Here is a 14,462-nt window from a genome sequence, read left to right as displayed (position 1 = left end):
GCGCGGACCTTTCCAGCGTCAGCCCGCCGCGCCGGGTACCGGCGGGGCTTGGTGGGTGCGTTCGTATTCGGCGAGGATGTCGATACGCCGTTGGTGGCGTTCGGCTTTCGACCATGGCGTGGTCACGAAGGCGTCGACGATGGCGAGCGCCTCGGCCACCGTGTGCATGCGACCGCCGATGCCGATCAGTTGCGCGTTGTTGTGTTCGCGGGCCAGGCTTGCGGTTTCGACGCTCCAGGCCAGCGCGCACCGGGCGCCGGGCACCTTGTTGGCCGCGATCTGCTCGCCGTTGCCCGACCCGCCCAGCACGATGCCCAGGCTGTCCGGGTCGGCCACCGTGCGCGTCGCGGTCGCGATGCAGAAGGCCGGGTAATCGTCGTCGGCGTCGTAGGTGAAGGCGCCGCAATCGATCGGCTCGTGGCCGGACTTTGCGAGGTGCTCGATGATCTGCTGCTTGAGCTCGAATCCGGCGTGGTCAGAGCCGAGGTAGACGCGCATGCCCGCAATCCTTACACAGCCGCGCGACGGCCCGAGCGCGCTAGGCGAAGTCGGGCTTCTCGGTGCGGCTGCGCTTGAGCTCGAAGAAGTGCGGGTAGGACGCGAAGGCCACCGAGGCGTCCCACAGCTTGCCCGCTTCCTCACCGCGCGGAATCTTCGAGAGCACCGGACCGAAGAACGCCACATCGTTGACGTGGATGGTGGGCGTGCCGACATCATCGCCGACCGCGTCCATCCCGGCGTGGTGGCTCTTGCGCAGCGCCTCGTCGTAGGCGTCGCTGTCGGCGGCGTCGGCCAACTCGGCCGGCAGGCCCACCTCGGCCAGCGACTGCTTGATCACGTCGTCCAGTTCTTTGTTGTCCTCGTTGTGAATCCGGGTTCCCATCGCGGTGTACAGCGGCGCCAGCACCTCGGCGCCGTGGGCCTGTTCGGCCGCGATCGCCACCCGCACCGGGCCGAAGGCCTTCGCCAAGCGTTCGCGGTATTCGTCGGGCAGGCCCTCGCGGTTTTCGTTGAGCACCGCCAGGCTCATCACGTGGAAGTTCACCTCGATGTCGCGAACCTTTTCCACCTCGAGGATCCAGCGCGAGGTGATCCACGCCCACGGGCACAGCGGATCGAACCAGAAATCGGCCTTGTTCTTCGCGGGCGCGTTGTCGGGCATGTCCTGTCCTCTCGTCGGTTGAAAGTCTGATCTGCACAACCGTAGGCCTCTCGCTCCTGTTCCCGGTTCGCCCGACCCGTAAGTTGGACACGTGGCACTCCCCAACCTCACCCGCGAACAAGCCGTCGAGCGCGCTTCGCTGATCACCGTCGCCAGCTACCAGATCGACCTCGACCTCACCGACTCCCACGGCGGTCCCGGCGAACGGACCTTCCGCTCGGTGACCACGGTGGTGTTCGACGCCCTCGCCGGCGCCGACACGGTCATCGACATCGCCGCCGACACGGTGCGCGGCGCCACGCTCAACGGTCGCGACCTCGACGTCTCCGGATACGACGAATCCACCGGCATCGAGTTGCGTGGCCTGGCCGACCGCAACGTCGTCGTGGTCGACGCGGACTGCCGCTACTCCAACACCGGTGAGGGTCTGCACCGGTTCGTCGACCCGGTCGACAACGAGACCTACCTGTACTCCCAATTCGAAACCGCCGACGCCAAGCGCATGTTCGCCTGCTTCGACCAGCCCGACCTCAAGGCGACCTTCGACGTGCGGGTGACCGCGCCCCGGCACTGGAAGGTGATCTCCAACGGCGCGACGGTGTCGGTGACCGACGGCCTGCACACCTTCGCCACCACCCCGCGGATGAGCACCTACCTGGTCGCCCTGATCGCCGGCCCGTACGCCGAGTGGAAGGACGCCTACACCGACGAACACGGCGAAATTCCGCTGGGCATCTACTGCCGGGCGTCGCTGGCGCCCTACATGGATGCCGAGCGGCTCTTCACCCAGACCAAGCAGGGATTCGGCTTCTACCACAAGAACTTCGGCTTGCCCTACGCCTTCGGGAAATACGATCAGCTGTTCGTCCCCGAGTTCAACGCCGGCGCAATGGAAAACGCCGGCGCGGTGACCTTCCTGGAGGACTACGTCTTCCGCAGCAAGGTCACCAGGGCGTCCTACGAACGTCGCGCCGAGACCGTGCTGCATGAGATGGCCCACATGTGGTTCGGGGATCTGGTCACCATGGCGTGGTGGGACGACCTGTGGCTGAACGAGTCCTTCGCGACGTTCGCGTCGGTGCTATGCCAAAGCGAGGCAACCGAATTCACCGAGGCATGGACCACGTTCGCGACGGTCGAAAAGTCGTGGGCCTACCGTCAGGACCAGTTGCCCTCGACCCATCCGATCGCCGCCGACATTCCGGACCTGGCCGCGGTCGAGGTGAACTTCGACGGCATCACCTACGCCAAGGGCGCGTCGGTGCTCAAGCAGCTCGTCGCCTACGTCGGGCTCGAGCACTTCCTGGCCGGGCTGCGCGACTACTTCCGCACCCACGCGTTCGGCAACGCCACGTTCGACGATCTGGTCGCCGCGCTGGAGAAGGCGTCGGGGCGCGACCTGTCCGATTGGGGGCAGCAGTGGCTGAAGACGACCGGGCTCAACACGCTGCGGCCCGATTTCGACGTCGACGGTGACGGCAGGTTCACGCGGTTCGCGGTGACCCAGAGCGGAGCCGCCCCGGGCGCCGGCGAGACCCGGGTGCACCGGCTGGCCATCGGCGTCTACGACGATGACGGGTCGGGAAAGCTGGTGCGGGTGCGCCGCGAGGAGCTCGACGTCGAGGGCCCGGTGACGGAAGTGCCTGCGTTGGTTGGGGCTTCGCGGGGACAACTGGTTCTGGTCAATGACGACGACCTGACGTACTGCTCGTTGCGGCTGGACGCCGAGTCGCTGCGCACCGCCCTGGGTCGCATCGCCGACATCGCCGAGCCACTGCCCCGCTCGCTGGTCTGGTCGGCGGCCTGGGAGATGACGCGCGAGGCCGAGCTGCGGGCCCGCGATTTCGTGGCCCTGGTGGCGGGCGGCGTGCACGCCGAAACCGAGGTCGGGGTGGCGCAGCGGCTGCTGCTTCAGGCGCAGACGGCGCTGACGTCCTACGCCGAGCCCGGCTGGGCACGCGAGGAGGGCTGGCCGCAGTTCGCCGACCGGCTGCTGGAATTGGCGCGCGCCGCGCAGCCCGGATCGGATCACCAGCTCGCCTTCGTCAACACGCTGTGCTCGTCGGTCCTGTCGACTCGCCATGTGGTGACGCTGGCCGACCTGCTCGACCGCTCCCCCGAAGACCTGGGATTGCCGGGCCTCGAGATCGACACCGACCTGCGGTGGCGGATCGTCACCGCGCTGGCCACCGCCGGCGACATCGACGCCGACGGGCCCGCCACGCCGTTCATCGACGCCGAGGTTCAGCGGGATCCGACCGCCGCCGGCAAGCGGCACGGCGCCCAGGCCGCGACGGCGCGGCCCCAACTGCAGGTCAAGGAGGAGGCGTGGACGAGGGTGGTCGAGGACGACACCCTGGCCAACATCACCGCCCGCGCGATCATCGCGGGCATCGCCCCGCCGGCGCAGCATGAGCTGCTCAAACCGTTCACCGCGCGGTATTTCGAGGCGATCTCGGGGGTGTGGGCGCGCCGATCCAGCGAAGTGGCGCAGACGGTGGTGATCGGCCTGTACCCGCACTGGGACATCAGCGAGGACGGCATCGCCGCAGCCGACGAGTTCCTGTCCGACCCCGAGGTGCCGGCGGCGCTGCGCCGCCTGGTGCTCGAGGGCCAGGCCGGGGTGAAGCGATCGTTGCGGGCGCGCCGTTTCGACGCCGAGTAGCTAAGCCGGCGAAATGCCGGCGCTCAGCACGCGGATCGCGCTGACCAGCCCGTCCACCAGGTCGCCGCGCTCGAATGCCGAGGAAGCGGCGGCCACACCCAGCGGCGCGGCCGACTCGGCGCCGCGGCCGCGGACAGCGGAACCGTAGACCACCTCGATGACCTTCTGGTCGGGCGAGACGGCCAGCAGCACCGCATTGTCCGGCGTCGGCACGTCGGCCAGGATCTCGCGGGCCCGCGCGGCGGTGTCGTTGCCCAGGTCGCCGAGGTAGATCGCGAAACGCGTCTTGGAGGACCGCGACCCGAATTTCAGCGCGTCGTCCACCGCGACGAGATCTTTGGTCGAGAACGGGAACTGCACCGAGAGTTCGCCGGGCTCGGTGACCCCGGAGATCCGTCCGCTGGCGGTGATCACCGAGCCGTAGGGCAGCTCGGCGGGTTCCCTCGTCGCTACCTCACCACGTGCCACTGGCGCCACCTCCGACTGAGAATTCCGACGTGCCGTGCCCCCCATGGCTGTGGCCGACCTCTTCGCCGATGGCGGCCCACAGGATCGGCGGATGCGTCCACTTCTCGCCCAGCTTGTAGGACGCCGGGTGCGGCCCCTTGCGGGACCAGATCAGCACCGACAGCGCGACCACCAGCAACACGGGTATACCGACGATGATCAGGTGGAGATGCATAGGACTCACGACGCAAACCGTATCCCACCAAGCGATCCACCGGCGCGACCGGACACCAGATTGTGGCTCAGGCCGCGCCTTCGCCGAGGTATCGGGCCCAGGCCGGGTCCAGCTCCTTGACCGTCGACAACAGCCGCCAGTGCTGGCCCGTCGGCGGCATCGGCGGCCGCCGCAGCGCCCAGCCGAGCTCGCTGAGCAGCTTGTCGCCCTTGCGATGGTTGCAGGTCGAGCAGCAGGCGACGCAGTTCTCCCAGGAATGGTCGCCGCCGCGGCTGCGGGGCACCACGTGGTCGACGGTGTCCGCCTTCGCCCCGCAGTAGGCGCAGCAGAACCGGTCGCGGTGCATCAGCGCGGCGCGGGTCATCGGAACGCGCGCCCGGTAGGGAACGCGGACATACGAGCGCAGCTGGATCACCGAGGGCACGACGATCGAGCGGGTCGCCGAGTGGATGACGGGCCCCGCCGGGTCGTGATGCACCACGTCGGCCTTGCCGCAGATCACCATGACGATCGCGCGCCGCATCGGCAGCGCGGTCAGCGGCTCGTAGGTGGAATTCAGCAGCAACACCCGCCGGCGACTCCAGATGGAAGCGCTCTCCGGGCGGGCCGGCGGATGGATCTCGACACTGTGCAGCGATGACACGGTTGTGGGCCCGGTTGACCCTGCCGCGGCCACCTGACTACTGCGGTGGCTGCGGCGTCTCTTGCCCTGCGCCATAGATCCTCCGCGAACAGTCCACCATGATTCGCCGCCAATCGCACCCCTATTGCAGGTGAAACGCCGTGTCCAACCGGTGAACAGCGAGAGCGGCGTCGGGCCGCCGCGGCTTGCCGTCGCGACGATGCCCCACAATGGACGGCGATGGATGAGGTAGGACAGTCCTTCTACGACGCCGTCGGCGGTGCCGAGACCTTCCACGCGATCGTGTCGCGGTTTTACGCTCAGGTGCCCGAGGACGAGATTTTGAGCGAGCTGTATCCCCTGGATGACCTCGAGGGCGCCGAGGAGCGCTTGCGGATGTTCCTCGAGCAGTATTGGGGCGGCCCGCGCACCTACTCGGACCGGCGCGGACACCCCCGGCTGCGGATGCGGCACGTCCCGTTCCGGATCACTCCCCTGGCGCGCGACGCGTGGCTGCGCTGCATGCACACGGCCGTGGCCTCCATCGATTCGGCGACACTCGACGACGAGCACCGCCGCGAGTTGCTCAGCTATCTGGAGATGGCCGCCGACTCGCTGGTGAACTCGTCGTTCTGATGCCCAGTTCTGATGCCCAGCGAACCGAACGGAGCAGCATGAGCCCGGCAGCGTGGTGGTCGAGCGCGGTGTTCTATCAGGTGTATCCGCGGTCGTTCGCCGACAGCGACGGCGACGGCGTCGGCGACCTGGACGGAGTGACGGCCCGCCTGGATCACCTCGAGCAGCTCGGCGTGGACGCGATCTGGCTCAACCCGGTCACGGTCTCCCCGATGGCCGACCACGGGTATGACGTCGCCGATCCGCGCGACATCGACCCGTTGTTCGGCGGGATGGCCGCCATCGAACGGCTGATCGCCGCGGCGCACCGGCGGGGCATGAAGATCACCATGGACGTGGTGCCCAACCACACCAGTTCGGCCCATCCGTGGTTCGCCGCGGCGCTGGCCGCCGGGCCGGGCACCGACGCGCGGGAGCGGTATTTCTTCCGCGACGGCCGCGGCGCCGACGGGGAGCTGCCGCCCAACAACTGGACCTCCGTCTTCGGCGGCCCCGCCTGGACCCGGGTGGTCGAACCCGACGGTCAACCCGGCCAGTGGTACCTGCACCTGTTCGACACCGAGCAGCCGGACCTGAATTGGGAGCACCCGGACGTCTTCGACGATTTCGAGAAGACGCTGCGCTTCTGGCTGGAACGCGGCGTGGACGGCTTCCGCATCGACGTGGCGCACGGCATGGCCAAGCCGGCCGGCCTGCCGGACGCGCCCGACGTCGAGTCCAAGGTGTTGCACCACACCGACGACGACCCGCGCTTCAACAACCCGAGCGTGCACGACATCCACCGCGACATCCGCAGGGTGATCGACGACTACCCGGGGGCGGTGACCGTCGGCGAGGTGTGGGTGACCGACAACGCCCGCTGGGCGGAGTACCTGCGGCCCGATGAGCTGCACCTCGGGTTCAACTTCCGGCTGGCGAGGATCGAATTCGACGGCGCCGAGATCCGCGACGCGATCCAGAACTCGCTCGCCGCCACCGCCCTGCAGGACGCCGTCCCGACCTGGACGCTGTCCAACCACGACGTCGGCCGGGAGGTCACCCGCTACGGCGGCGGCGACCTCGGCCTGCGCCGGGCCCGCGCGATGGCGATGGTGATGCTCGCCCTGCCGGGCGCGGTGTTCATCTACAACGGCGAGGAACTGGGGCTGCCCGACGTCGAGCTGCCCGACGAGGTGCTGCAGGACCCGACGTGGGAACGCTCGGGACACACCGAACGCGGCCGCGACAAATGCCGGGTGCCCATCCCCTGGTCGGGCGACGAGCCCCCGTTCGGGTTCTCGTCCTGCGCCGAGACCTGGTTGCCGATGCCGAAGGAGTGGGCGGCGCTGACCGTTAACAAGCAGAGCGCCGATCCCGACTCGACGCTGTCGTTTTTCCGGCGCGCGCTCGAATTGCGCAAGCGTCGCGTCGAATTCGACGGCGACGATGTCGACTGGCTGGACGCCTCCGGCGACGCGGTGATCTTCCGGCGTCCCGGCGGCCTGGTGTGCGCGCTCAACTGCGGCGCACAGCCGGTGCCCCTGCCGCCGGGGGAACTCGTCCTGGCCAGCGCGCCGCTGCTCGACGCGAAACTCCCCCCGGACTCCGCGGCCTGGCTGGCGTAGCCGGTTCGGGCCTGACGGCCCGAGTCCCGGTGGGCGGTTCGCCGCGTACTGCTCTATATGTGGTGCATGACTTCCTACGCGTGGGCAGTGATCGGGGCCGGGCCGGCGGGCGTCGCCGCGGTGGGGAGGCTGCTGGATCACGGCGTCGCGGCCGAAAGGATCGCGTGGATCGATCCCGCCTTCGCCGGCGGCGACATCGGGCAAAAGTGGCGGTCGGTGTCGAGCAACACGCACGTGGGTCTGTTCCTCGAATACTTCAACGGCTCCAAGTCATTTCGGTTCGACGAAGCGCCGCCCCTGCCGCTGCGCGAAATCGACCCGCAGGAGACGTGCGCGCTGGGCCTGGTCGCCGAGCCGCTGGTGTGGATCACGGGGCAGCTTCGTGAGCAGGTCGCCACCTTCACGACGACCGCGACCGCGCTGTACCTGGAAAACCGGCGATGGCGCATCGAGACCGAACGGGACGACATCGTGGCCAGCAACGTGATCCTGGCCGTCGGGGCGGTCGCCAAGAGGCTTCATTACCCGGAGCTCGACGAGATTCCGGTGGAGGTCGCCCTCGATCCCGAGAAGCTCGCGCGTGAGCCGCTGCGGGGTGCGACGGTCGGCGTGTTCGGCTCGTCGCACTCGTCCATGATCGTGCTGCCGAATCTGCTGCGCCATCCCGTCGAGCGGGTGATCAACTTTTACCGAAGCCCACTGAAATATGCTGTGTACTTTGAGGATTGGATCCTGTTCGATGACACCGGGCTCAAGGGCCAGGCGGCGGTGTGGGCGCGGGAAAACATCGACGGGGTGCTGCCGGACCGATTGGAGCGATGCCTGGTATCGGCGCCGGAGTTCTCCGGGCAGCTGGCCCGGTGTGACCGGGTGGTCTACACCGTCGGCTTCGAACGCCGGCGATTGCCCGAGACACCGCAGTTTGGGCAACTGGACTACAACCGCACCAACGGAATCCTTGCTCCCGGCCTGTTCGGGGTGGGGATCGCGTTTCCGCAGTACGCGCAGGACCGCTACGGGTACGGGCAATTCCGGGTGGGGCTCAAGAAATTCATGGACTACCTGGATGCCGTGCTGCCGCTGTGGCTGAGTTACGGCCCCTGATCTCCGCGCCGCTGGACCGCCGACGCCGCGTTTAAACTCAGCCTGATTTCGTTCGCCAAACCGGGGCGTCAGCCCAGCAGCAGCGCCGGGTCGCCGCGGCGGCGATACACCGAACCGAACCGGGCGTCCAGGCGCAGCCACGTCGGCGTGATGCGGACCCGGATCAATTCCTGGGCGTCGACGGCATCGGGTGACTGCGGCAGGAAACCCATCGCGGTCAGCGCGAACACGCAGCGCATCGGCAGCCCCACGTGTACGTCGGCGGCACTCACCTGGATGACCTCCTGGTCGAGCAGCGACACCGGCGGGCCGTGAGAGCTGCTGTGCTCCTTGGCAAGTCGCGCGCCGCTTTGGGCCAGACCGAGCACCACCCTGGCCGGGATGTCCTCGATGTGGGTGAATCCGGATTCCGGGGGCAGGGCGCCCCGCCACGCCGAGTCCATCGCGAATCCGGGATCGACGTAGCCCGAGTCGTCCATCGCGGCCAGGCCGCGCGCCAGCGCGTCCGCACCCACCGACAGGTCCGAGGGCCGGACCTCGCCCGGCACCACCCTGCTGGCCAGCACGTCGAAACCCGTTGCGACCCAGGCGGTCAGGAGCCCTTCGGATCGGGTCCGCAAGCGAATGATCGCCGCATCGTCGAGTCGCAGCGCGCGCTCGAGGAACGCGGCGAGATCCCGGCGGTGCTCGGCCCGAAATTGCGCGCCCAGCCACAGGCCGCGGTCGGCTACCTGATCCACCGCTGCAGATACTCCCGGTGCTGCGGCGAGAGCCGTACCAGCCGCTCCTCCTCGATGTGGACGGCGGCCAGTTGCGACTCGGCGATGACGGCGGGCTTCGAGTCCGGATCCGCGTTGACCGAACGCACTTCGTAGCCCAGCGTGAAGTCGACCGCCCGCAACCGCTTGGTCCACATCGTCACCTGCAGCGGAGAATCGGCCAGCCGAAGCTGACCCTTGTAGGTGACCTTGACCTCGGCGATGAGCAACCCGATCGTCAAGATGTCGACCTCGAACGCCTCGCGCAGGAACTGCACCCGCGCCTCTTCGAGGATGGTGACCATGGTGGCGTGGTTGATGTGCTGGTACATGTCGATGTCCGACCAGCGCACCAGCACGGGCGCGACGAAGCCGATGCTCAACTCGATGAACCTCTTCCGCTCGTGCGGGTCATGCGACGGATTTGTCGCGCGGCGACGGACAGCGTCGCGAGATCCTTGTCCCCGTTTTCCTGGATCTCAAGGAGCGTCCGTCGGGCCCGCTCGACCCTGGACGCGGACAGGTGCTCCCACTCGGCGATCTTCTCTTCACCGCTTTCGTCGGGCTCCCCCACGGCGAGCACATCGAAGCACAGCGACCGCAGCGAGGCGTAGATGTCGTCACGGATTGCCAAGCGCGCCAACGAGTGCCAGCGGTCCCTGCGGGGCAGCTCGGAGACCGCCGTCAGCAGGCCGTCGGTGCCGAGCCGGTCCATCAGGGCGAAATAGGTGTCGGCCACCTCGGCGGCGTCGATGTCGTTGATGTCGCCGATGTCGATGATGTCGAGCAGGCTGAAGTGGTAGAGCCCGGCGGCCACCGTGTAGGCCAGGTCTTTGGGCGCGCCCTGGGAGGCGAATTCCGCGGCTTCCTTTTCCACGATGGCCTTGTCGTCACCGCGCAGCCATTCCGACATCCGCGGCGTCAGCGCCTTCACTTTGGCGGCGAACCGGTTGATCTCGGCGCCGACCGCCAATGGCTGTGGGCGGTAGTTGAGCAGCCAGCGTCCGGCGCGGTCGATCAGGCGTCGGGTGTCCAGGGTGAGCCGATCCGACAGGGCGACCGGCAGATTCTCCGCGCGGATGCGGCGCCAGATCTCGCTCACGCCGAAGATGGCGTCGGTGGCGACGTAGGTGCGCACCGCGTCGACCGACCCGACCCCGACGTCTTCGGTGATCCGGAAGGCGTAGCTGATGCCGGCGGCGTCCACCAGGTCGTTGATCAGCATGGTGGTCACGATCTCGCGGCGCAGCTGGTGGGTGCGGATCTCGCCGGTGAACCGTTCCCGCAACGGTTTCGGAAAGTACAGGGGCAACCGGGACGCGAACACGTCCTGTTCGGTCAGTTCGGTTTCGAGCATCTCCTCTTTGAGCCCCAGCTTCACGTGCGCCATCAGGGTGCACATCTCCGGTGAGGTGAGCCCGATGCCGGCCTCGGACCGCCGCTGAATCTCCTTTTCCGACGGCAGCGCTTCGAGTTCCCGGTTGATGCCGCGCTCGTCGACCAGGTACTGGATCAGCCTGGCGTGCACCGGAAGCAGGCTGGCCGCGTTCGCGCGGCTGGTGCCGATCAGGTCGTTCTGGTCCTCGTTGTCGGTGAGCACCAGTTGGGCGACCTCGTCGGTCATCGACTCCAGCAGCGGCTTGCGTTCCTCCGGCTTGACCTTGCCGGCGGTGACCAGGGAGTCGATCAGAATCTTGATGTTGACCTCGTGGTCGGAGCAGTCCACGCCGGCCGAGTTGTCCATCGCGTCGGTGTTGATCCGGCCGCCGGCCAGGTCGAACTCGACGCGGCCCAAGGCGGTCACCCCGAGGTTGCCGCCCTCGCCGATCACCTTGGCGCGAACCTGAGAACCGTTGACCCGCACCGGATCGTTGGCGCGGTCACCGACGTCGGAGTCGGATTCGGACTCGGCCTTGATGTAGGTGCCGATCCCCCCGTTGAACAACAGGTCCACCGGCGCCTGCAGGATGGCCTTGATCAGGTTGGGCGGGGTCATCTCGGTGACGTCACCGCCGATGCCCAACACGTCGCGGACCTGGGGGCTGACCGGAATGGACTTGTGCTCCCGGCTGTACACCCCGCCGCCCTCGCTGATCAGCGACGTGTCGTAGTCGTCCCAGGTGGAGCGCGGCAGCTCGAACATCCGCCGGCGTTCCTCCCACGAGGCCGCGGCATCGGGGTCGGGGTCGAGGAAGATGTGCCGGTGGTCGAAGGCGGCGAGTAGGCGGATGTGCTTGCTCAGCAGCATGCCGTTGCCGAAGACGTCACCGCTCATGTCGCCGATGCCGACCACGGTGAAGTCCTCGGTCTGGGTGTCGACGTCCATCTCCCGGAAGTGTCGCTTGACGGCCTCCCACGCGCCCTTGGCGGTGATGCCCATGGCCTTGTGGTCGTAGCCGACCGAGCCGCCGGACGCGAACGCGTCGCCCAGCCAGAAGCCGTAGGACTTGGCGACGTCGTTGGCGATGTCGGAGAACGTGGCGGTGCCTTTGTCCGCCGCCACCACCAGGTAGGCGTCGTCACCATCGCGACGGATGACTTCCGTTGGCGGGTTGACCTTTCCGGTCGCGTGGTCGACGTTGTCGGTGACGTCGAGCAGGCCGGAGATGAACAGCTGATAGCAGGCGACGCCTTCGGCGCGGGTGGCGTCCCGGTCGGCCGCGGCGTCGCCGGTGGGCAACGGTGGCCGCTTGACGACGAATCCGCCCTTGGCCCCGACGGGCACGATGACCGCGTTCTTGACCGCTTGCGCTTTGACCAGACCCAGGATTTCGGTGCGGAAGTCATCGCGACGGTCCGACCAGCGCAGGCCGCCGCGGGCCACCGGGCCGAACCGCAGGTGCACGCCTTCGACCCGCGGCGAATAGACGAAGATCTCGTACTTGGGGCGCGGCAACGGCAGCTCGTCGACCAGCTGAGCGTCCAGTTTGATCGCCAGCACGTTGCGGGCCCGGGCCGAACCCTTGCGTGTCACAAAGTAATTGGTGCGCAGCGTCGCCTGCACCAGCGACGCGAAGGCGCGCAGGATGCGGTCGGTGTCCAGACCCACCAGGGCGTCGATGTCGGCGGCGACCGCGGCGGCGGCCGCCTGCGCGTCACGGCCGGTCGAGGAACTCGGGTTCGGGTCGAACAGCGCCTCGAACAGCGCGACCAGGGACCGCGCGGTCGACGGGTGCTCGTTGAGCACCGATTCGATGTAGGACTGGCTGTAGGGAAAGCTAGCCTGCCGCAAGTACTTTGCGTAGGCGCGCAAGAGCACGACCTGTTGCCAGCGCAGCCCCGCGCGCATCACCAGCTCGTTGAAGCGGTCGATCTCGAGGCGTCCCTGCCAGATCGCGGTGACGGCGTCGGCGAATCGCTCGGCCATCTCGTCGCGCTCGGCTTGCGTCGACGCCGACTCGATGGTCGGGTGCGGGGATATCTTGAACTGATAGATCCACACCGGCAGCCCGTCGGAGCGGGTGACCGTGAACGGCCGCTCCTCGAGCACCACCACGCCCATGCTCTGCAGCATCGGCAGCAGCTGGCTCAGCGAGGCGGTGCGCCCGCCCAGGAACCAGGTCAGCTGGGCGGATCCGTCCTCGCCTTCGAGGAACACCAGCTTGACCGAATTGTCGTGCAGCTCTTTGATGATCGCGATGTGATCGATGGCATCGGCCGGTGTGACGGCCTGCTTGTAGACCTCGGGAAAGGCGTCCGCGTAGTACTCCGCGTCGGCGTGCCCGACGGAGCCTTCGGCGGCGGCGGCGATCAGCCGGTCGGTCCAGGTGCGCGCCGCTTCGCTCAGCATGCCCTGGATGCGGATCCGGTTGTCCTCGGAGACGTCGACCGGCGTGGCGCCGGGGTCATCGGAAGGCAGGCGCACCATGAAATGCATGAGCGCCCACGGTGATTCGCTGACCCGCGCGGTGAATTCCAGGCGGGTGCCGCCGAATTCGTGTACCAGGATGTCTTCGATCTGCAGCCGCACCGCCGTGGTGTAGCGGTCGCGGGGCAGATACACCAGGCAGGAAACGAAGTACTGGAGGCTGTCGGCGCGCAGGAACAACAACGCATTTCGCTGCGGACCCAGATCCACCACCGCTTTGGCCATCGCCAACAACCGTTCGGCGCTGAGCGTGAACAGTTCCGAGCGCGGAACGGTTTGGATGACGTCGAGCAGCAGCTGGCCGGGGTGGATCGGGTCGCTGTCGGCCATCGCCAGCGCCTCGCGGACCCGACGCGAGATCGTGGGGATCTCCAGGACGTCGGCGTTCATGGCGGCAACCGTGAACAGCCCGACGAAGCGGTGCTCGAGCACGCCGCCGTCGGCGTATTCGCGAACGGCGATGGCGTACGGGTAGGCGCCGTAGCGCAGGTAGCTGCCCACCACGGATTGCGCCAGGACCAGCAGCCGGTCGTCGTCGGTCAGCCGGGGGCGCGAGCCGGTGCGGGTGCGCAGCACGCCGAGCCCGGGCGTCCCGTCACCCGAGACGCGGCCGTCGTGCACGTGGCAGCGTTGATAGCCGAGCAGCAGGAAATTCCCGTTGCCCAGCCAGCGCAGCAGGGCCGCGACGTCGTCGCGGTCCGGCGCCGAGAAGCGGTCCTGCGCGTTGGCTTCGACCTGGGCGGCGAGGTCGTTCAGCGCGGCGATCAGGCCCGACGCGTCGCTGGCGACCTGTTGCACGTCGGCGAGAACCCGGGGCAGCAGCCGCTCGACCTCGGTGAGCCCCTTGCTGTCGACGGAAGGCAGGAGCTGCACGTGGATCCACGCCTCGCCGGCGTATTGCGATGCCCCCTCGGGCTTCGCTTCGACGCTGAGCAGATCGCCGGCGGGATTGCGGTGCACGTCGAACACCGGCGTCATGATCGCCGTATAGGGAACGCCGAGCCGATGCAGCAGCACGGTGACCGAATCCATCAGCATGCCGCCGTGGTCGGTGACGACCTGCAGCGCCGGCCCGAACCCGGCGGGGTCCTCCGCGGGGTAGACGGCGACGCGGCTTTCGCCGTCGGGGCGGTGCTGGCCGAGCCGGTAGTGCGCGCTCAGCATGGCCGGGGTGACGATCGCCGCCGGGACCGTCAGGTCGATGGGCCTGGTCTCCGCGCCGCCGGACTGGTCGCTATGCGGACCGCGATAGCTTTCCACATAGGCTTTGGAGATCCACTGGGGAATGTCCTGCTGCTGGGTGAACGTCGTCCATGGCTCGAGGTCCTGTTTGGCTCCGGGATCGATCGTCATGCCGACTG

General features: G+C 68.0%; 12 protein-coding genes. 4 read left to right on the top strand and 8 right to left on the bottom strand.

Annotated features, from left to right (window positions below):
* Positions 1–18 precede the first annotated feature (18 nt).
* Entirely contained in the window at positions 19–498 is a 480-nt protein-coding gene (locus OCQ_RS07585; RefSeq protein WP_009955467.1) for a ribose-5-phosphate isomerase, read from the bottom strand.
* A gap of 40 nt (positions 499–538) precedes the next feature.
* Positions 539–1,162: a mycothiol-dependent nitroreductase Rv2466c family protein gene (locus tag OCQ_RS07580; RefSeq protein WP_008255169.1), complete on the bottom strand. Its 624-nt coding sequence runs from the start codon at positions 1,160–1,162 to the stop codon at positions 539–541.
* A gap of 91 nt (positions 1,163–1,253) precedes the next feature.
* Here OCQ_RS07580 and pepN point away from each other — a divergent pair, with 91 nt between their 5' ends.
* The gene (gene pepN / locus OCQ_RS07575; RefSeq protein WP_014382173.1) at positions 1,254–3,827 is read left to right on the top strand and encodes an aminopeptidase N; all 2,574 of its coding nucleotides are present in this window, start codon (positions 1,254–1,256) and stop codon (positions 3,825–3,827) included.
* Here the strand turns inward: pepN and OCQ_RS07570 are convergent, their stop codons facing one another.
* From OCQ_RS07570 to OCQ_RS07560, 3 genes are all read right to left on the bottom strand, one after another.
* The gene (locus OCQ_RS07570) at positions 3,828–4,295 is read right to left on the bottom strand and encodes a DUF5130 domain-containing protein (RefSeq protein ID WP_008255165.1); all 468 of its coding nucleotides are present in this window, start codon (positions 4,293–4,295) and stop codon (positions 3,828–3,830) included. It lies immediately after the preceding gene.
* Complete coding sequence (gene ctaJ, locus OCQ_RS07565; protein WP_008255162.1) at positions 4,282–4,509, bottom strand: aa3-type cytochrome oxidase subunit CtaJ; 228 nt, start codon at positions 4,507–4,509, stop codon at positions 4,282–4,284. Before ctaJ ends, OCQ_RS07570 begins: the two co-directional genes overlap by 14 nt.
* Positions 4,510–4,576: 67 nt before the next feature.
* The gene (locus tag OCQ_RS07560) at positions 4,577–5,227 is read right to left on the bottom strand and encodes an HNH endonuclease (protein WP_026071535.1); all 651 of its coding nucleotides are present in this window, start codon (positions 5,225–5,227) and stop codon (positions 4,577–4,579) included.
* Positions 5,228–5,371: 144 nt separating this feature from the next.
* Here OCQ_RS07560 and OCQ_RS07555 point away from each other — a divergent pair, with 144 nt between their 5' ends.
* The 3 genes from OCQ_RS07555 (at position 5,372) to OCQ_RS07545 (ending at position 8,475) form a co-directional block, all read left to right on the top strand.
* Complete coding sequence (locus OCQ_RS07555; protein ID WP_008255158.1) at positions 5,372–5,767, top strand: globin; 396 nt, start codon at positions 5,372–5,374, stop codon at positions 5,765–5,767.
* Positions 5,768–5,805: 38 nt separating this feature from the next.
* Positions 5,806–7,371 (top strand): glycoside hydrolase family 13 protein, encoded by a 1,566-nt coding sequence (locus tag OCQ_RS07550; protein ID WP_014941615.1) that lies wholly within the window; start codon positions 5,806–5,808, stop codon positions 7,369–7,371.
* Positions 7,372–7,458: 87 nt separating this feature from the next.
* Entirely contained in the window at positions 7,459–8,475 is a 1,017-nt protein-coding gene (locus OCQ_RS07545; RefSeq protein WP_014384162.1) for a pyridine nucleotide-disulfide oxidoreductase, read from the top strand.
* A gap of 68 nt (positions 8,476–8,543) precedes the next feature.
* On the opposite strand, the gene OCQ_RS07540 is transcribed toward OCQ_RS07545, so the two are convergent.
* From OCQ_RS07540 to OCQ_RS07530, 3 genes are read right to left on the bottom strand one after another with little or no spacing between them, the layout of a single operon-like run.
* On the bottom strand, positions 8,544–9,215 hold the full coding sequence (locus tag OCQ_RS07540) for a hypothetical protein (RefSeq protein ID WP_009955475.1): 672 nt from the start codon (positions 9,213–9,215) through the stop codon (positions 8,544–8,546).
* Positions 9,203–9,616, bottom strand: a complete 414-nt coding sequence (locus OCQ_RS07535; protein WP_008255151.1) for an acyl-CoA thioesterase — start codon at positions 9,614–9,616, stop codon at positions 9,203–9,205. Before OCQ_RS07535 ends, OCQ_RS07540 begins: the two co-directional genes overlap by 13 nt.
* A complete protein-coding gene (locus OCQ_RS07530) occupies positions 9,613–14,454 on the bottom strand; it encodes an NAD-glutamate dehydrogenase (RefSeq protein WP_014384161.1) in 4,842 nt (1,613 codons plus the stop codon). Before OCQ_RS07530 ends, OCQ_RS07535 begins: the two co-directional genes overlap by 4 nt.
* Between the last annotated feature and the right edge of the window lie 8 nt (positions 14,455–14,462).

Source organism: Mycobacterium paraintracellulare, from assembly GCF_000276825.1.
Classification (GTDB): Bacteria; Actinomycetota; Actinomycetes; order Mycobacteriales; family Mycobacteriaceae; genus Mycobacterium; species Mycobacterium intracellulare.
This window is presented reverse-complemented; position numbering and strand designations above follow the sequence as displayed.

What these genes read in the sequence shown, in the direction of transcription:
- OCQ_RS07580 (WP_008255169.1), bottom strand. Translation starts at nt 1,162, where the DNA reads ATGCCCGACAACGCGCCCGCGAAGAACAAGGCCGATTTCTGGTTCGAT.
- OCQ_RS07560 (WP_026071535.1), bottom strand. Translation starts at nt 5,227, where the DNA reads ATGGCGCAGGGCAAGAGACGCCGCAGCCACCGCAGTAGTCAGGTGGCC.
- OCQ_RS07555 (WP_008255158.1), top strand. Translation starts at nt 5,372, where the DNA reads ATGGATGAGGTAGGACAGTCCTTCTACGACGCCGTCGGCGGTGCCGAG.
- OCQ_RS07585 (WP_009955467.1), bottom strand. Translation starts at nt 498, where the DNA reads ATGCGCGTCTACCTCGGCTCTGACCACGCCGGATTCGAGCTCAAGCAG.
- OCQ_RS07530 (WP_014384161.1), bottom strand. Translation starts at nt 14,454, where the DNA reads ATGACGATCGATCCCGGAGCCAAACAGGACCTCGAGCCATGGACGACG.
- ctaJ (WP_008255162.1), bottom strand. Translation starts at nt 4,509, where the DNA reads ATGCATCTCCACCTGATCATCGTCGGTATACCCGTGTTGCTGGTGGTC.
- OCQ_RS07550 (WP_014941615.1), top strand. Translation starts at nt 5,806, where the DNA reads ATGAGCCCGGCAGCGTGGTGGTCGAGCGCGGTGTTCTATCAGGTGTAT.